We start from the raw sequence: 16,221 nt of genomic DNA, 5'->3' as shown, positions 1-16,221 counted from the left end.
GCCAACCGGTCCGCGGTCTACAGGTCGGTGACCCGGCCCGCTGCGACGCTCCAGTGCCGGTCGAGGCGCACGTTCGCGAGCATCCTCCGGTCGTGGCTGACGAGCAGCAGGGTGCCGTTGTAGGCCTCGATGGCCTGCTCGAGCTGCTCGATCGCGGTGAGGTCGAGGTGGTTGGTCGGCTCGTCGAGCACGAGCAGGTTGACGCCGCGCGCCTGCAGCAGCGCGAGTCCGGCACGGGTGCGCTCCCCCGGCGACAGCTCCTCGATGCCGCGGCCGACATGGTCGGCCTTGAGCGCGAACTTCGCGAGTAGCGTGCGCACCTCGCCGGGGGTGAGGTGCGGAACGAGTTGCTCGAAGCTTGCGGCGAGCGGATGCGGCCCGGACAGCATCGCCCTCGCCTGGTCGATCTCGCCGATCGCCACGCTCGCGCCGTGGCTCGCGGTTCCGGCATCCGGCCTCTGGCGACCGAGCAGGGCGCGCAGCAGCGTCGATTTCCCGGCCCCGTTGGCCCCCGTGATGCCGATGCGCTCGCCCGCCGCGACCTGAAGCGACACCGGCCCGAGGGTGAAGTCGCCCTGCCGGAAGACGGCGTCGCTGAGGGTGGCGACCACCGAGCTCGCGCGAGGGGCCGCGCCGATCGTGAATTCGAGCTGCCACTCCTTGCGCGGCTCGTCGACCTCCTCGAGCCGGGCGATGCGACTCTCCATTTGCCGTACCTTCTGCGCCTGCTTCTCGCTCGACTCGACCGAGGCCTTGCGGCGGATCTTGTCGTTGTCGGGGGCCTTCTTGATCGCATTGCGCACACCCTGGCTCGACCACTCCCGCTGGGTGCGCGCCCGGCCGACCAAATCGGCCTTCTTCTCCGCGAACTCGTCGTACTGCTCCCGCTTGTGCCGCCGGGCGGTCGCGCGCTCCTCGAGGTAGGAGTCGTAGCCGCCGCCGAAGTGGGTGTTGGACCCTTGGGCGAGGTCCAGCTCGAGCACCCGGGTGACGCACCGGGCGAGAAACTCGCGGTCGTGGCTCACGAGCACGACACCGCCGCGAAGCCCCCGCACGAAGACCTCGAGCCGCTCGAGCCCGTCGAGGTCGAGGTCGTTGGTGGGTTCGTCAAGCAGCACGATGTCGAACCGCGACAGCAGCAGAGCGGCGAGGCCGACGCGGGCCACCTGCCCGCCGGAGAGCGAGGTCATCAGTGTCTCGCCCCCGGACGCGCCGAGGTCGAGCCCGAGGTCGGCGAGCACGGTGGGAAGGCGGTCGTCGAGGTCGGCCGCTCCGCTCGCGAGCCACCGTTCGAGGGCGCTCGAGTAGACGTCGGCCGGGTCGATTCCGCCGCTGGCCGGCGCGGCGAGGGCGGATGCTGCGGCATCCATCTCCCTCGTCGCGCCAGCGCATCCGGTGCGCCGGGCGATGTAGCCGGAGACGGTCTCGCCCGGGATGCGCTCGTGCTCCTGCGGGAGGGCACCGACAAAGGCATCCGCGGGCGCGAGGCTGACGGTGCCGGCCTGCGCCTGGTCGACGCCGGCGAGGATCCGGAGAAGCGTCGACTTGCCCGATCCGTTCACGCCGACAACACCCACGACATCACCGGGAGCGACCGTGAGGTCGAGGGAGTCGAAGAGCACACGGTGGGCGTAGCCGCCGGCGACGCCCTTCGCCACGAGAGTTGCCGTCATGGGTTCAGTTTCTCATTCGTCTATGGTGCGCGTCGTCGACAGCGGATCGCCGACCCGCGCACACTGACGGATAGGGTTTGCGAGTGGCCCACGAACGTGATGACAAACCCTCTACAGCTGTGGCGCTGCGTGGCCTGCACGAGAGGTTCATCGTGGAGGAACGGGTCGTGGCGGCGCCCGTGCGGCGCAGGCTCTACCTCATCGCGACCGTGTTGGTCATTGTGCCGCTCGGTGCCTTCGTCGTGATCCTCATCGATGTGCTGCGGGGCGGCGAGCTGTCGAGCATCGACGCGCCGGTGCAGGCCTGGCTGAACTCGGTGCAATCAGAGTTCCTCACCGCAACGATGACGGGCCTGTCGGTGCTGTTCGGCCCACCCATTTTTCCGATCGTGGCACTCGTCCTCGTGCTGGGCTGGGTGTTCACCGCGCGTCACGCCTGGCGCCCTCTGCTGCTTGCGGGCGGCACGCTGGTCGCGATTGTCGGCGTTCGGCTGATCGCGGAGCTGGTCGGCCGCGCCCGCCCGCCGGTGCGGGGCATGCTCATCGGCCCCGAGCTCAGCGAATCGTTTCCGTCCGGGCACGTGGTCGGCGCCGCCGCCATCATGCTTCTCACGGCCTACCTTGTGTTCTCCCGGCGGAGGAACCCCCGCACGGCCGTCGCCGCCTTCGTCGTCGCGTCGCTCGGTATCGTCGCGACTGCCGCGAGTCGGGTCTACCTGGGCTACCACTGGGCGACGGATGCTGCGGGCGCCGTCTGCATCGCGCTGATCGTGCTGGGGTTTGTCATCGTGATCGATACGCACCGGACTGTGCGCGTGGCCGACAGCGGCTAGTCTCGACCACGTCCTGCCCGTCGCATCCGGCTTTCGAATCTGTCGGACCTCTCGAAAGCTTTCCTGATGACCACCGGTATCGCTGCCTCCCGTCCTCGCACCTCTCTCCCACGCGCGCTGGCCCGCATCGCGCTGGGGGCGTTCCTGCTGGTCGCCGGGATCAGCCACCTCACCACGAACCGCGAGGCGTTCCAAGCGCAGGTGCCGGAATGGCTGCCGCTCGACGCCGACTTTGTCGTGCTCGCCTCGGGTGTCGTCGAAATTCTCCTCGGGCTCGCGCTGATCGTGCTGCCGCGGCAGCGGGTTCTCGTCGGCTGGGTGACCGCGGCGTTCTTCGTCGCGATCTTCCCCGGCAACATCTCCCAGTTCGTCACGGCCACCGATTCGTTCGGCCTGAACACCGACCTCGCCCGCGGCATCCGTCTGCTGTTCCAGCCGCTGCTGGTGCTCTGGGCGCTCTGGTCGACGGGCGCGTGGCGCGACTGGCGAATCAGGCGCTCGAGCACCAGCGCTGAACGGTAGACCAGCCGCCGGGGTCGGAATCGTCGTCTGCCTGATCGGTCCGAGGCACTCCCAGGCCCACACGGACTGGAACGGAGCCTCGATGTTGGTGGTGACGGCACCGGGGGCATCCGCAGTACATGGGATGCCCTTGGGCCCAGGGAAGAATGCGGTGCACTTCGTGACCCCGATGACCGCGTGCTTCGACACAGAGTATGCGGTGCCGGATGCGCCGGACTTGATGCCCGCGTTGTTGACGAGCACGTCGGCCGTGCCTCCTGAGGCGCTCCGCAGTCGCCTTGCCGATGCCCCGTCCTGCGACAGGCCCTCCTACGCGGCGCGCACGTCAATCTCGCCGGGCGCGGCGCCATCGCTGCCGAAGACGAGCCGCCGGGTGGCGATCTTGTCGGTGAAGAACCTGTCGTGGCTGACCACGATGACGGCACCCGGGAAGTGGACGAGGGCCCGCTCCATGACCTGTGTGCTGGCCATATCGAGGTGGTTGGTCGGCTCGTCGAGCAGCAGAACGGATGCCCCCGAGAGCAGGCACTGCGCCATCGCCACACGCGCGCGCTGCCCGCCGGAGAGGTTGCCGATGCGCTGCTTCAGGTCGGCCTCGGAGAACTGGAACATACCGAGGAATCGGTTCACAGATTTACGGGTCGCGGTGAAGGCGAGACTGCCGGGCATCGCGTTGACAGCGTGGGTGACGGTGTCGTCGCCGTCGAGCTCGTCCAGCATCCGGTTGTACGACACGACCCCTGCCCCCTTCGCCCACGCGACCTCGCCGGAGTCGGCATCCTCCTCCCCCGTCAGCACGCGCAGCAGGGTGGTCTTGCCGCTGCCGTTCGACCCGAGCACGACGATGCGGTTGCCGCGCCGGATCTCGAGGTTGAGCCCGTCGAACAGCACCTTCTCGCCGTAGGTCTTGCTCAGCATCTCGACCCGGCCGAGCACGTCCTTGATGTGGAGTCCGCCGTAGATCTCGGTGATGATCTGGTCGACAGGGCGCGGAGCACGGGACTTCTTGATGTGCGAGAGCTGCTTGTCGAGGCTGCGGCTCGCGGCCTTCGCGGCCTCCCGGCGGTCGGAAATGCCCTCCGCCTCGAAGGCGAGCAGTTCGGATTCGTGCACGAACTGCTGCTCGAGACTCTTGAGCCGGAACTGCTTCTGCACCACGTACTCGCCGAAGTTTCCCGGGTACTCGTGCAGATGAAAGTTCTCGACTTCGATGATGCGCGTGACGACGACATCCAGGAACCTGCGGTCGTGGCTAACGACAATCGCGGCGCCGCGGAAGTCGCGAAACCAGGCTTCAAGCCACTCGACACCGGCCACATCGAGGTAGTTGGTGGGCTCGTCGAGCAGCAGCACATCGGGGGCCTCGAGCACGATCTTCGCGAGCGCCGCACGGTTGCGCCAGCCCCCCGACAGCTCGTCGATCGGACAGACGCGGTGGGCCTCGGTGAACCCCAGCGTTGTCAGGGCCCTGTCGATGCGGCGGGGGTAGTCCCAGCCGTCGAGGCGGTCCATCTCCTCGAACAGCTCGGCCTGGCGGTGGATGAGCCGGTCGAGCTCGGGGCTCGCACTCGGGTCGGCGGCGATGGTCGCGTCGATGGAGGCGAGCTCGGCCTCGACGGCCTGGATGTCGGCGAACAGGCCGACGAGCACCTCGGTGATCGTCGCATCGCCGTCGAGCTCGGAGAATTGGGAGAAGTAGCCCACCTTGATTCCCGGCTCGAGCGTGACGGTGCCGCTGTCGGGAGCGACCTTCTCGAGCGCCAGCTTGAGCATCGTGGTCTTGCCCGAGCCGTTGCGGCCGATCAGGCCCACCCGGTCGCCGGGCTCGAGGCGGAAGAACGCCTCACGCAGAATCTGGGTGTTCTCGAAGCGAACGCTCACGTCGTGCAGTCGGATCAGGCTCATGCCCGGTGTCCTCTCGGTCGGGTCCAGGTCGTGCGAACTCCACCCGGTATGTCGAGGATCAGCCTACGCGGGCGGGTAGCGTCGCTGCGCGGACCTGCTCGTGCCGACGTCGCTCGGCGACTTTCGCCTCGTGGTCGATGAGGCGGCATCCGAACTTTCCCGTTGTGGCATCACCGTGGTGCGGTACGAGCTGCCGTGGCGTGTCGCCGGCCGCACGGTGGCGTCTCGTCCGAGCCGTCGCGGTGAGTGCGCGCCCACGTTCGGGGCATCTTCCCATGAGCGCGCCCGCTTGTAGCATGTGCGCCCGGCCGGCCGGGCGCGCACGCACCAGGGGGGCGCGGTAGCTCCCCAGCTAGGTCTTCTTGGCCGCCGCCTTCGCCGCCCGCTTCGTCTCCCGCACCCGGGTGAGCGACTCGGGGTCGACAATATCGGCGACGGAGCGGTACGAGCCTTCCTCTCCGTAGGGGGCCGATGCCTCCCGCCACCCGGCCGCCGTGACCCCGCGCCGCTTGCCGAGAAGCGCCAGGAAGATTCTCGCCTTCTGCTCACCGAAACCGGGGAGCGCCTTCAACCGGCGGAGAATCTCAGCGCCGTCCGGCGAGCCGGAGGTCCAGATGGCGGATGCATCGCCGTTCCACTCGCTGGCGATCACGCGGGCCACCTCCTGCACGCGCCCCGCCATCGATCCGGGGAAGCGGTGCACCGCCGGCGTCTCGCGGAACACCTCAACGAAGGCGTCGGCGTCATAGCCGGCGATCGTCGCCGGATCGAAGTTGCCGATCCGGTCACGGATCTTGGCCGGGCCCACAAACGCCGTCTCCATCGCGATCTGCTGGTCGAGCAGCATCCCGAGCAGGAGGGCGAACGGGTCATCGCTGAGCAGGGCGTCGGCCGCGGCGTCGCCGGTGATGTTGAGGGTCATGCGGCCATTTTGCCACCTCGCGGCCTTCGACCTCCCGGCCGTGCGCGACTGGCTCGCCCGGCGCGTTAGGTTACCAGTGGCTTCGCCGGCCCCGCATGCGCGGGTGATCGGTGAAGTCATGAGCTTGACCTATGCCTCCGGTGAGCGTCTGGCAGCGTGCACATCGCACTGATCGTCGCTCACGGAATGATGTTCATCGAACGCCAGGTCGGAAGGTTCCGCCCGCCTTACCTCGACCCAGCATCCGCCTTTGCTGTTAATCCCTCGGTGAACTCGCGAGGCGCGGGCGGGACCGACTTACGATTGCGCAACCCGTATTCGGGTCAGAGACAGAAGCTCCCGGATCGGAACATCAATGACGCTACTCCTCAAGCCCGGCACCGATTGGCACAGTGTCACCGGCACTGCCCGGCGACTCGCTCCGGAAGCCTTCGACAGCGATCGAATCCGCAATCTTATCGGGGGAAGCTGGCGTGCTGTCGGAATCACCGGGGAGCACGTGAGTCCGGTCGACCAGTCACCGATCCTTGGCCCACCTCGGGTAGACCACGATACGGCTGTCGCGGCCGTCGCTGACGCGGCTCGCCAGCACCGGGAGTGGGCCACCGTACCGCTGGACGAGAGGGCTGCGAGGGTGAGGGCCGCACTTGACGGGCTGCGTGAGAGCCGCGACGCGATCGCGATGCTGCTCGTCTGGGAGATCGGAAAGCCGTGGAAGATCGCCTGCGCCGACATCGACCGCTGCATCGAGGGCGTCGGGTGGTACCTCGGTCAGATCGGGAGGCAGCTCGAGGGCCGGCGACCCTTGCCGGGCCCGGTCTCGAACATCGCGTCGTGGAACTACCCGCTGAGCGTTTTGGTGCACGCCGAGCTCGTGCAGCTGCTGGCGGGCAATGCGGTCATCGCCAAAACCCCTTCACAGGGCGGCTTTCACGCGCTCACGCTGGCGCACGCGATGATGGCGCGGGCCGGCCTGCCCGTCACGCTGCTCTCGGGGGTCGGAGGCGAGCTGGCGGATGCTCTCGTCTCCTCGCCCAGTCTCGGCGCACTTGCCTTCGTGGGTGGGAGATCGAACGGGCGCGCGGCAGCCGTGAACCTCGCGAACTTCGACAAGCGACACATTCTGGAGCAGGAGGGGCTAAACACCTGGGGTATCTGGGACTACTCCAATTGGGATGAGCTCGCACCTCTCCTCCGCAAGGGCTTCGAGTACGCCAAACAGCGCTGCACCGCGTATCCGCGCTACGTGGTGCAGCGACGGCTGTTCCCGACGTTTCTGGAGATGTACCTGTCGGTGATCGGGAACCTTCGATTCGGGCATCCGCTCGCCGTGGAGGATGCCGCGGACGAGTTGCCGGATCTCGAATTCGGTCCGGTGATCCAGAAGGTCAAGGCCACCGAATTGCGCGCGCAATACGACGAGGCGATCACGATGGGCGGCATCCCGCTGTATCACGGCGATCTGTCAAAGGGAAAGTTCCTCCCCGGGCAGGACGTCGCCGCCTACGTCGCTCCAGCATGTGTGCTCGAGCCGCCCAGAGCCTGGTCGCTGCACCACTCGGAGCCGTTCGGACCGATCGACTCGATCGTGCTGGTCGACACCGAGGCGGAATTCATCGCCGCGATGAATGTCTCGAACGGGAGTCTGGTGTCCTCTGTCGCAACGGATGACCGGGCCTTCGCCGGGCGGGTGCGGGAAGAGGTGCATTCCTTCAAGTTCGGCATCAACCGCCCCCGCTCCCGTGGGGATCGGGAAGAGGTGTTCGGTGGACGCGGCGCCTCGTGGCGCGGCGCATTCGTCGGCGGGGACCTGCTCGTTGACTCGGTCACCGAAGGCGAACGGCCACTGTTCGGCAACTTCCCGGACGGGTCACGGTATCCGGACACGCTCGACGGCTGACGCCGTCGCAGCTTGTGTGTCAGAAGCAACGCTCGTCGGATAGAACTGCCGTCGAACCAACTTTCTCGAAGACGACGCCCCGGAATCGCCGCCGAAGGCAAGGGGGCCGGCTGCGCCTGACACCGTGTGTCGAGCTTCACCGCCTGCGGCGGGCGGCCATGAGCACCCCGCCCAGGACCGCGCCGACCAGGGTAAGCGCGGGAACAAGGTTCCATGACAGGCCCTGCAACTCTCTGACCCAACCAGTGCTCTCTTCCAGAACCGGCGTTATCAGCAGGTAGATGACGGAGGCAAGCGCGAACCCAATCGCCCCGCCGGCGAGCGCTCCCCACGGCCATCCGAGGCCCGAACCTCGGCGACGCTGCGGAGCGGGCGTCTGGTCCATCGGGTTTCTCCTCCGACAACGCCACTCGAGCGAGCTCTCCGGAGGCCGGCGTCAGCGCATCCGAATAAGTCAGCAGATCGCCCCCACCGCTCGAGACACAGGTGCCGATGAGCCTCAAACTACACGGTGAAGCGGAACTCCACCACGTCATTTCCGGCATGGACGGAACCCCTCGCGCGGGACAGGCGTATGGGTATCGAACGGGCGGGTTCGGCCCCGTGGAGGGCCGCAAGAGAAAGGTAAACCTCATGAGGATCGCAGTGAGGCTCGAGGCACCCTGGCCATTAGCGCTTGCGCTCTCGGGTGGACCGGCGTCGGCTGCCGTGTCCAGCGCGCAATCGCCGATGACGTACACGTGTGCCGGTGGTGAAATCCCGTCGCGGAATTACGCAAGCATCACGGTCACGGGCGTGTGCGGTATACCCGTACACGGGCAACTCGGCACAGGAGTGCACCGTCGAGCCAGATGGGCACTCCACCATCACCATCAACGGGAACGTCACGGTCGAAGGCGCCGTCGCCGTGCTGCTGAACGGAATCACTGTCCACGGGAACGTCACGCTGTGCGGTTGAGGCTTCGAGATTCCGTGGTCAATCAAGAACAACACGATCGGGCGCAACCTCACCTGCATGGGACTGACGCCTGAAGTGTCCGGTGGTTTCATCCCCGGCAGCGTCAACGTCGTCGGCCGCAATGCGACCGGACAGTGCGCATCTTTGATCTGACCCTGTTCGTCTGTCACCCATGGGCCTCAGGGGTGGCAGCTGTCCGAACGCGTCCAACCCACGATCGTAGACGGGGCGCACACGACTCGGCGCGCCCTCTCGCTACCGCGCGTTCCACGGCCTCAAGTAAAGAGACTCACACCACCGGGACCCACCAGCAGTCCCACAACGATGAGTACGACGCCCCAGAGAATCTGGCGCCGAAAGAGCGCGACAATGCCCGCAATAACGAGGATTGCCGCGATGATCCAGAGAATTGTGGCCATGGTGTTGCTCCATTTCGTCTAGCGCTGACGGACCATACGCCCACAGCGGCGTTTCGATCTATTGAAGAAAACGTACCCTCTGTTGGGGCTCCGACCACCGTGGTTCATCCAGAATGTCGCGGTAGTGAGACTCTGTCATGTTCGAATAGCTTCGCTCACACGCCCTGCGTCAATCGGCCAGCCCTCGCGATACTGAGCGGCACTACACGTTGAAGCGGAACTCCACCACGTTTCGTAGCCGAAAAGTGTCTGCGAGGAAGGCCTGCCGCGCGAACATGCGTGAGGACTGCATCCGGCGACCGGGATCACTCTGCCACCTCGCCGGTTGCCCAAAACACCTCTTCGGTCAGACACGCCTCCGGTATCGCCGAGAGCTCACTCTTCGCCGTGGAAGCCAAGTGGAAGCCGCCCCCAAGTCCCACCTCGTCGCCAGCGCTGATGACAGAGCCGTTGGGGAGGGTCACCTTTTCACTGTCGCCGATCGTCGTGCCCCGCGGGAACACAATGAGGTAGGTCTCCTCCGCTTCGACCACCATGCAATCGCCACGCCCCCACACGACTGTTCCAGTCGCGAGCGCCTGCTCCTGGGCGTCGCTCGCCTGCCCGGAGACGGCAATCAACCGGCCGTTCGGGGACTCCTGAACCGAGGTTGCCGAGCACGCGACGAGACTGACGCCCACGGAAAGAACGACCGCGGTGCCGAGAGTCCTGCGCTGCCAATTGCTCATGTTTAGAGCATGGCGTCCATCAAGACACCGATGCAAGACTGCGGAAGCTATCGATGCCGAGTCGCAACTCACTCATCCACTCGTGCCGGTCTGACGAAAACCCTTGATCAGACCGACAGTCAGACGTTGAACCTGAACTCCACCACATCGCCATCCTTCATGACATATTCCTTGCCCTCGATGCGCGCCTTGCCCTTGGCCTTCGCATCCGCCATCGAGCCGGCCTCGACCAGGTCGTCGAACGACACGATCTCGGCCTTGATGAAGCCCTTCTGGAAGTCGGTGTGGATCACGCCGGCGGCCTGCGGTGCGGTCCAGCCCTTGCCGATCGTCCAGGCGCGCGTCTCCTTCGGACCGGCCGTCAGGTAGGTCTGCAGGCCGAGGGTGTCGAAGCCGATGCGGGCGAGCTGGTTGAGGCCGCTCTCGGCCTGGCCGGTGCTCTCGAGCAGCTCGGCGGCCTCGGCCTCGTCGAGGTCGATGAGCTCCGACTCGAGCTTCGCGTCGAGGAAGATCGCCTTCGCCGGTGCCACGAGCGCGGCGAGCTGGTCGAGCTTGGCGGAGTCGCCGAGCACGTCCTCGTCGACGTTGAAGACGTAGATGAACGGCTTCGCGGTGAGCAGGCCGAGCTGGCGGATCGGCTCGAGGTCGATATCGGATGCCGAGAGCGGCCTGCCCTCGTTGAGCCAGGCGACGGCCTTCGCTGCGGTGTCGATCGTGGTCTGGTCGATCTTCTTCGCGCGCAGGTCGCGGTCGTAGCGCGCCTGGGCGTTCTCGAGGGTCTGCAGGTCGGCGAGGATCAGCTCGGTGTTGATCGTCTCCATGTCGGAGGCCGGGTCGACCTTGGCATCGACGTGGATGACGTCGGGGTCGGCGAATCCGCGGATGACCTGCGCGATCGCATCCGCCTCGCGGATATTTGCGAGGAACTTGTTGCCGAGGCCCTCGCCGACGCTGGCACCCTTGACGATGCCGGCGATGTCGACGAACGACACCGGCGCTGGCAGGATGCGCTCGGAGCCGAAGATGCCGGCGAGCTTCGCGAGGCGCTCATCGGGCAGGTTCACCACGCCGACGTTCGGTTCGATCGTCGCGAACGGGTAGTTCGCGGCGAGCACCGAGTTCTTGGTCAGCGCGTTGAAGAGGGTGGACTTGCCGACATTGGGCAGTCCGACGATTGCAATAGTGAGAGCCACGAGTGTCAAGGGTACCGGGCCGCCGTGCCGCCGGCGTGCGCGCACGGGTGGCGCGGGGCCGGGATCCGGTCGAGACTGAAGCGGTGCCCGAGCTTCCCGAAGTCCATGCTCTCGCGAGCGACCTCACCGCGCGGCTGCGCGGCCGCACGCTCGACCGGCTCGACATCGTCGCGGTGGCCGCGCTGAAGACGTTCGACCCGCCCGTCTCGGCCCTTGCCGGCCCGGTGGTCGGCGGGGTGGCTCGGCACGGCAAGTTCCTCGACTTCGCGGTCGGTGACCTGCACCTCGTGATGCATCTGGCGAGGGCGGGATGGATCCGCTGGCGGGAGGCTCCGCCGGTGCAGACCGGGCGGTCGGGCAAGGGGCCGCTCGCGGCGCGGCTCGTGCTGGATGACGGGTCGGGTTTCGACGTGACCGAGGCTGGCACGAAGAAGAGCCTCGCGATCTACGTCGTGCGCTCCCCCACCGACGTGCCCGGCATCGCCCGCCTCGGGCCGGACCCGCTCGCTGCGGGCTTCACGTGCGACACGCTCGCGGGCATCCTCCACGCCGCTGGCCGCGCCCAGATCAAGGGCGTGCTGCGCAACCAGTCGATCATCGCGGGGATCGGCAACGCATACTCCGACGAGATCCTGCACGCCGCGCGGATGTCGCCGTTCAAGCCGGCCGCCATGTCGGCCGAGGAGGCGGCGCGGCTGTTCGACGCGATGCAGGCAACCCTGCGGGAGGCGATCGCGCGCGCCGACGGGCTCGCGGCATCCGAGCTCAAGAAGGAGAAGAAGTCGGGGCTGCGCGTGCACGGCCGCACCGGCGAGGCCTGCCCGGTGTGCGGTGACACCGTGCGGCAGGTGATCTTCGCCGACTCGACGCTGCAGTACTGCCCGACCTGCCAGACCGGCGGGAAGCCGCTCGCCGACCGGGTGCTCTCGCGGCTGCTCAAGTAAGGGCTCGGAGCTGGCGGATGCGGGTGGGTGCCGTCGGAGGGGGCGCGCCTGCCGCCCGGCGCCGGATGGGGCGCGCCTGCCGCCCGGCGTCGGAGGCCCATGAGAACATCGAACAATGCCACTGGACTTCACTGCGATCGATTTCGAAACCGCCAACTCCTCGCGGGCGTCCGCGTGCTCGGTCGGCCTGGTCAAGGTGCGCGACGGCAAGGTTGTCGATTCGGCGAGCTGGTTCATCCGCCCGCCCCTCGGCCACGACGCTTTCAATGAGTGGAACACCCGCATCCACGGGATCGTCGAGGCGGACTGCGCCGATGAGCCGCTCTGGGGCGAGCAATTCGCCGACCTGATCGCCTTCGCCGGCGACGACCATTTCGTCGCGCACAACGCCGGCTTCGACATGGGGGTGATCACCGCGGCCTGCGCGGCGAGCTTCATCGAGGCGCCCGCCTACCGCTACCTGTGCAGCCTCCAGGTCGCTCGCAAGACGTACCACCTCGATTCCTACAAGCTTCCGGTCGCGGCGATGGCGGCCGGGTTCGAGGACTTCGCGCACCACGACGCGCTCGCGGATGCCCGAGCCTGCGCGGCAATCATCGTGCACGCGGCCAACCGGCACGATGCGACAGACATCGCGCACCTCGCCGAGCTCACGGGGTCGAAGATCGGGGCGATCGGGGCGGCACGCCAGTCGGGCCGCGTCGACGATAACTCCCCGATGGTCCTGTCCTGATACGTTCCTGCGCTACCGCTCGGCGCTACCGCTCGGCGCTACCGCGCGGCGTTACCGCGCGGCGCTACCGCGCGGCGTTACAACTCGGCGGCAGCCGTGCGCCGCACCTGCTTCAGCGCCCGTTTGTCACAAAGGCGCCCGCTCGAGCGGGCGCGCACGTCACAAACGGGCGCACACGTCACTCCGACCCGTGCGGCCGGTGGGCGGGTCAGCTCGCCGGGGCCGCCAAATCGGCCTTGTACAGAGCGTCGCGCCGCTGCGGCTTCGCGACCCGACGCAGCTCCCCGCGCCAGGTACGCGACCCGCTGACCGAGTACAGCATCATCCGGCACGGCTCCCCCGCGGCACCCGGCCAGCGCCAGGCCAGTGCCCGGGGACTGACCGCGACGGCGTACTGGCCCGTGTCGAACTTGAGCACGATCATGTCACCGTCGCGGCGCGACCGCAGCGGGCCCGCCGCCGCCGCGATCACGACGGGACCGTCGGGAACGCGGTGGACGGCGAGCACTCGAACGAAATCGAGCTGATCGAGCCTGCGCCGGAACAGCACGGGGTCAGTTCTGCGGTCGGCTTCGGATTCAGTTCTGCGGGAACCCGAGATTGATGCCGCCGTGGCTTGGGTCGAGCCAGCGGCTCGTGATCGCCTTCTGCCGGGTGAAGAAGTGCACGGCGTCGGGGCCGTAGGCTTTGCTGTCTCCGAACAGCGAGTCCTTCCAGCCGCCGAAGGAGAAGTAGCCGACCGGCACCGGGATCGGCACGTTGATGCCGATCATCCCCACCTGGATCTCGTTCTGGAAGCGCCGGGCGGCACCGCCGTCGTTGGTGAAAATCGCGGTGCCGTTGCCGTACTGCGAGGCGTTGATCAGGGCGACGCCGTCCTCGTAGCTCGCGACACGCACGATCGACAGCACCGGGCCGAAGATCTCGTCGGTGTAGACCTTCGAGCTCGTCGACACGCGGTCGATCAGGGTCGGTCCGAGCCAGAATCCGTCGGCCTCCCCGTCGACCTCGATGCCGCGCCCGTCGATGACGACCGTGGAGCCGTCCTCGATCGCGACGTCGATGTAGCCGGCGACCTTATCGCGGTGCTCGCGCGTGATAAGCGGTCCCATGTCGCAGCCGCGCGTGCCGTCGCCGACCTTGAGGTCGGCCATGCGGCTCGCGATCTTCTCGATGAGCTCGTCGGCGACAGGTTCGACCGCCACGACGACGCTGATCGCCATGCACCGCTCCCCGGCCGAGCCGAAGCCCGCGTTGACTGCGGAGTCCGCGACGAGGTCGAGATCGGCATCCGGCAGCACGAGCATGTGGTTCTTTGCTCCGCCGAGCGCCTGCACACGCTTGCCGGCCTTCGACGCGGTCTCGTAGATGTACTTGGCGATGGGGGTCGATCCGACGAAGCTGATCGAGGCGACATCCGGATGCTGCAGCATCGCGTCGACGGACTCCTTGTCGCCGTGCACGACGTTGAACACGCCGTCCGGCAGGCCAGCCTCCTTGAACAGTTCGGCCATCCAGATCGCCGCGGACGGGTCCTTCTCGCTCGGCTTGAGCACGACGGTGTTGCCGGCCGCGATCGCGATGGGGAAGAACCACAGCGGCACCATCGCCGGGAAGTTGAAGGGGCTGATGATGCCGACGACGCCGAGCGCCTGGCGGATCGAGTAGACGTCGACGCCGGTCGAGACGTTCGAGCTGTACTCGCCCTTGGCGAGGTGTGGCATGCCGGTGGCGAACTCGACGACCTCGAGGCCGCGGGCGACCTCGCCAAGAGCGTCGGAGAGCACCTTGCCGTGCTCGTTCGTGAGGATCGCCGCTACGTCCTCCTTGCGCGCGTTCAGCAGCTCGCGGAACGCGAACATCACCGTTTGCCTCTTCGCCCAGGATGCCCCCGACCAGGCGGGGAAGGCGGCCTTGGCGGCCTGCACCGCGGTATCGACATCGGCGACAGTGGCGAGGCGGACCTCGCGCTGCACCGTGCCGGCAGCGGGGTTGTAGACGGGCGAGGTACGGGAGGATTCTCCGGTGAAGGCAGCGCCGTTCACCCAGTGATCAACAGTGGTCATGAGCCAATGCTATGGCCGCGAACGACCAATGTCTGTGCTCGCTGACACACTGGGCGCATGGACCCTCTTCTTGCCCTCCTGCTCGGTCTCGTCGTCGGCGCCCTCCTCGGTGCCGGCCTCGTCTGGTTCGTCGCGCGTGTCTCGTCGGGCGGAATCGGCGGCAGAGCCGACGGCAGAGCCGACGGCAGAGCCGACGGCGGAGTCGACCCCGCCCTCGTCGAGGCTCGGCACGCCATCGACCTCGCCGCGATGCGCGCCGAGGAGACGGCCGCCCAGTCGAGGCTCGCGGCCGAGCTCGCGTCGGTGCAGGCGACCGCCGACGCCCTCGGCGATCAGGTGCGCGCCCAGCAGGGGCAGTACCGCGAGCTCATCGAGCGTCAGGAGGCGGACCGTGCGTCGAGGCAGGAACGCGACCGCGCCGAGGGCAAGGTGCTGCAGGCGCTCACCCCGGTGCAGGAGTCGCTGCGCGCGATGCAGCTCAAGGTCGCCGACCTCGAGACCCAGCGCAGCCTGCAGCATGGCGAGCTCAGCCAGCAGTTGCGCAACGCGACCGAGTCTGAGGAGCGCCTGCGCAACACCGCCGAGTCCCTCGCCTCCGCCCTGCGCAACAACGCCTCGCGGGGGGTCTGGGGCGAGACGCAGTTGCGCAGCGTCGTCGAGTCGGCTGGTTTGCTGGAGCGGGTCGACTTCGATGTGCAGGCGAGCATCTCCTCGGATGCCGGAGCCGGACGCCCCGACATGGTCGTCTACCTCCCGGGGGGTAAGAGCATCGCGGTCGACGCGAAGGTGCCGTTCAACGCGTTCCTCGAGGCGAGCGCGATTCCGGCGACGGCATCCGACGCCGAACTCGCACGCCGCGAGCAGCTCATGAAGCAGCACGTGAAGGCGGTGCGCGACCACATCACGACGCTCGGCAGCAAGGCCTACTGGCAGGGCCTCGCGGCGAGCCCCGAGATGGTGATCGCGTTCATCCCGAACGAGTCGCTCGTGTCATCCGCCCTTGAGGCCGACCCGACCATCATGGAGTTCGCGTTCAGCAAACGCGTCGCGCTGTCGTCGCCCGTGACCCTCTGGTCGGTGCTCAAGACCGTCGCGTTCAGCTGGCAGCAGGACGTCGTGACACAGGAGGCGAAGCAGCTGTTCGACCTGAGTCGCGAGCTCTACGGGCGCATCTCGACCCTCGCGACCCACGCCGACAAGCTCGGCCGGTCGATCGAGAGCACGGTCAAGCACTACAACTCGTTCGTCGGCTCGCTCGAGCGCCAGGTGCTGCCGACTGCGCGCAAGCTCAACGTGCTCGACGAGTCGAAGGTGCTCGGCACGCTCGGCACGATCGAGGAGACCCCGCGCGAACTCACGGCGTTCGAGCTGACCGCGGCGCTGGAGGCAGAGGCGTCGTAGGGGAAGGTTCCCCCGCCGCCGAAC

At 67.5% G+C, this 16,221-nt stretch carries 15 protein-coding genes and 1 pseudogene; 6 read left to right on the top strand and 10 right to left on the bottom strand.

The annotated features are described in order from the left end of the window. Nucleotides 1–17: 17 nt before the first annotated feature. The gene (locus tag BHD05_RS06780) at nt 18–1,673 is read right to left on the bottom strand and encodes an ABC-F family ATP-binding cassette domain-containing protein (protein WP_161885753.1); all 1,656 of its coding nucleotides are present in this window, start codon (nt 1,671–1,673) and stop codon (nt 18–20) included. Nucleotides 1,674–1,756: 83 nt separating this feature from the next. Between BHD05_RS06780 and BHD05_RS06775 the strand changes: the two genes are divergently transcribed. Both BHD05_RS06775 and BHD05_RS06770 read left to right on the top strand, forming a co-directional pair. Further along, nucleotides 1,757–2,506, top strand: coding sequence for a phosphatase PAP2 family protein (locus BHD05_RS06775; protein WP_236966692.1), 750 nt, complete (start codon nt 1,757–1,759; stop codon nt 2,504–2,506). 66 nt (nt 2,507–2,572) lie between these two features. After that, nucleotides 2,573–3,028, top strand: a complete 456-nt coding sequence (locus BHD05_RS06770; protein WP_161885752.1) for a DoxX family protein — start codon at nt 2,573–2,575, stop codon at nt 3,026–3,028. A 132-nt stretch (nt 3,029–3,160) separates the two neighbouring features. On the opposite strand, the pseudogene BHD05_RS16125 reads toward BHD05_RS06770, so the two are convergent. From BHD05_RS16125 to BHD05_RS06760, 3 genes and pseudogenes are all read right to left on the bottom strand, one after another. Further along, a pseudogene (locus tag BHD05_RS16125) lies at nt 3,161–3,217 on the bottom strand (hypothetical protein); the annotation flags it as partial. Nucleotides 3,218–3,337: 120 nt separating this feature from the next. After that, nucleotides 3,338–4,933, bottom strand: coding sequence for an ABC-F family ATP-binding cassette domain-containing protein (locus tag BHD05_RS06765; RefSeq protein ID WP_161885751.1), 1,596 nt, complete (start codon nt 4,931–4,933; stop codon nt 3,338–3,340). A gap of 352 nt (nt 4,934–5,285) precedes the next feature. Beyond that, nucleotides 5,286–5,855, bottom strand: coding sequence for an HhH-GPD-type base excision DNA repair protein (locus BHD05_RS06760; RefSeq protein WP_161885750.1), 570 nt, complete (start codon nt 5,853–5,855; stop codon nt 5,286–5,288). 355 nt (nt 5,856–6,210) lie between these two features. Between BHD05_RS06760 and BHD05_RS06755 the strand changes: the two genes are divergently transcribed. Continuing rightward, nucleotides 6,211–7,755 (top strand): aldehyde dehydrogenase family protein, encoded by a 1,545-nt coding sequence (locus BHD05_RS06755; protein ID WP_161885749.1) that lies wholly within the window; start codon nt 6,211–6,213, stop codon nt 7,753–7,755. Between the two features lie 136 nt (nt 7,756–7,891). On the opposite strand, the gene BHD05_RS06750 is transcribed toward BHD05_RS06755, so the two are convergent. The 4 genes from BHD05_RS06750 to ychF form a co-directional block, all read right to left on the bottom strand. Further along, nucleotides 7,892–8,140: a hypothetical protein gene (locus BHD05_RS06750; protein ID WP_161885748.1), complete on the bottom strand. Its 249-nt coding sequence runs from the start codon at nt 8,138–8,140 to the stop codon at nt 7,892–7,894. Between the two features lie 848 nt (nt 8,141–8,988). Beyond that, the gene (locus BHD05_RS15695; protein ID WP_202614311.1) at nt 8,989–9,132 is read right to left on the bottom strand and encodes a GPGG-motif small membrane protein; all 144 of its coding nucleotides are present in this window, start codon (nt 9,130–9,132) and stop codon (nt 8,989–8,991) included. Between the two features lie 305 nt (nt 9,133–9,437). Continuing rightward, nucleotides 9,438–9,860 (bottom strand): hypothetical protein, encoded by a 423-nt coding sequence (locus BHD05_RS06745; protein WP_161885747.1) that lies wholly within the window; start codon nt 9,858–9,860, stop codon nt 9,438–9,440. Between the two features lie 119 nt (nt 9,861–9,979). After that, nucleotides 9,980–11,053: a redox-regulated ATPase YchF gene (ychF, locus tag BHD05_RS06740; protein WP_161885746.1), complete on the bottom strand. Its 1,074-nt coding sequence runs from the start codon at nt 11,051–11,053 to the stop codon at nt 9,980–9,982. An 83-nt stretch (nt 11,054–11,136) separates the two neighbouring features. Here ychF and BHD05_RS06735 point away from each other — a divergent pair, with 83 nt between their 5' ends. Then, the gene (locus BHD05_RS06735) at nt 11,137–11,997 is read left to right on the top strand and encodes an Fpg/Nei family DNA glycosylase (RefSeq protein WP_161885745.1); all 861 of its coding nucleotides are present in this window, start codon (nt 11,137–11,139) and stop codon (nt 11,995–11,997) included. A gap of 115 nt (nt 11,998–12,112) precedes the next feature. Next, the gene (locus tag BHD05_RS06730; protein WP_161885744.1) at nt 12,113–12,730 is read left to right on the top strand and encodes an exonuclease domain-containing protein; all 618 of its coding nucleotides are present in this window, start codon (nt 12,113–12,115) and stop codon (nt 12,728–12,730) included. Between the two features lie 208 nt (nt 12,731–12,938). On the opposite strand, the gene BHD05_RS06725 is transcribed toward BHD05_RS06730, so the two are convergent. Together BHD05_RS06725 and BHD05_RS06720 are read right to left on the bottom strand one after the other, a co-directional pair. Continuing rightward, on the bottom strand, nt 12,939–13,280 hold the full coding sequence (locus tag BHD05_RS06725) for a hypothetical protein (RefSeq protein WP_161885743.1): 342 nt from the start codon (nt 13,278–13,280) through the stop codon (nt 12,939–12,941). A 28-nt stretch (nt 13,281–13,308) separates the two neighbouring features. Beyond that, a complete protein-coding gene (locus BHD05_RS06720; RefSeq protein ID WP_161885742.1) occupies nt 13,309–14,796 on the bottom strand; it encodes a CoA-acylating methylmalonate-semialdehyde dehydrogenase in 1,488 nt (495 codons plus the stop codon). Between the two features lie 57 nt (nt 14,797–14,853). Here BHD05_RS06720 and BHD05_RS06715 point away from each other — a divergent pair, with 57 nt between their 5' ends. Then, complete coding sequence (locus BHD05_RS06715) at nt 14,854–16,197, top strand: DNA recombination protein RmuC (protein ID WP_161885741.1); 1,344 nt, start codon at nt 14,854–14,856, stop codon at nt 16,195–16,197. The last annotated feature ends 24 nt before the right edge of the window (nt 16,198–16,221 follow it).

Source organism: Marisediminicola antarctica, assembly GCF_009930795.1.
Classification (GTDB): domain Bacteria; phylum Actinomycetota; class Actinomycetes; order Actinomycetales; family Microbacteriaceae; genus Marisediminicola; species Marisediminicola antarctica.
Note: the sequence above shows the minus strand (reverse complement) of the source record. Positions and strands in the feature narration are given on the sequence as shown.

Coding starts and splice junctions, on each gene's coding strand:
- BHD05_RS06780 (WP_161885753.1), bottom strand. CDS start 1,673: ATGACGGCAACTCTCGTGGCGAAGGGCGTCGCCGGCGGCTACGCCCAC.
- BHD05_RS06770 (WP_161885752.1), top strand. CDS start 2,573: ATGACCACCGGTATCGCTGCCTCCCGTCCTCGCACCTCTCTCCCACGC.
- BHD05_RS06765 (WP_161885751.1), bottom strand. CDS start 4,933: ATGAGCCTGATCCGACTGCACGACGTGAGCGTTCGCTTCGAGAACACC.
- BHD05_RS06760 (WP_161885750.1), bottom strand. CDS start 5,855: ATGACCCTCAACATCACCGGCGACGCCGCGGCCGACGCCCTGCTCAGC.
- BHD05_RS06755 (WP_161885749.1), top strand. CDS start 6,211: ATGACGCTACTCCTCAAGCCCGGCACCGATTGGCACAGTGTCACCGGC.
- BHD05_RS06750 (WP_161885748.1), bottom strand. CDS start 8,140: ATGGACCAGACGCCCGCTCCGCAGCGTCGCCGAGGTTCGGGCCTCGGA.
- BHD05_RS15695 (WP_202614311.1), bottom strand. CDS start 9,132: ATGGCCACAATTCTCTGGATCATCGCGGCAATCCTCGTTATTGCGGGC.
- BHD05_RS06745 (WP_161885747.1), bottom strand. CDS start 9,860: ATGAGCAATTGGCAGCGCAGGACTCTCGGCACCGCGGTCGTTCTTTCC.
- BHD05_RS06730 (WP_161885744.1), top strand. CDS start 12,113: ATGCCACTGGACTTCACTGCGATCGATTTCGAAACCGCCAACTCCTCG.
- BHD05_RS06720 (WP_161885742.1), bottom strand. CDS start 14,796: ATGACCACTGTTGATCACTGGGTGAACGGCGCTGCCTTCACCGGAGAA.
- BHD05_RS06715 (WP_161885741.1), top strand. CDS start 14,854: ATGGACCCTCTTCTTGCCCTCCTGCTCGGTCTCGTCGTCGGCGCCCTC.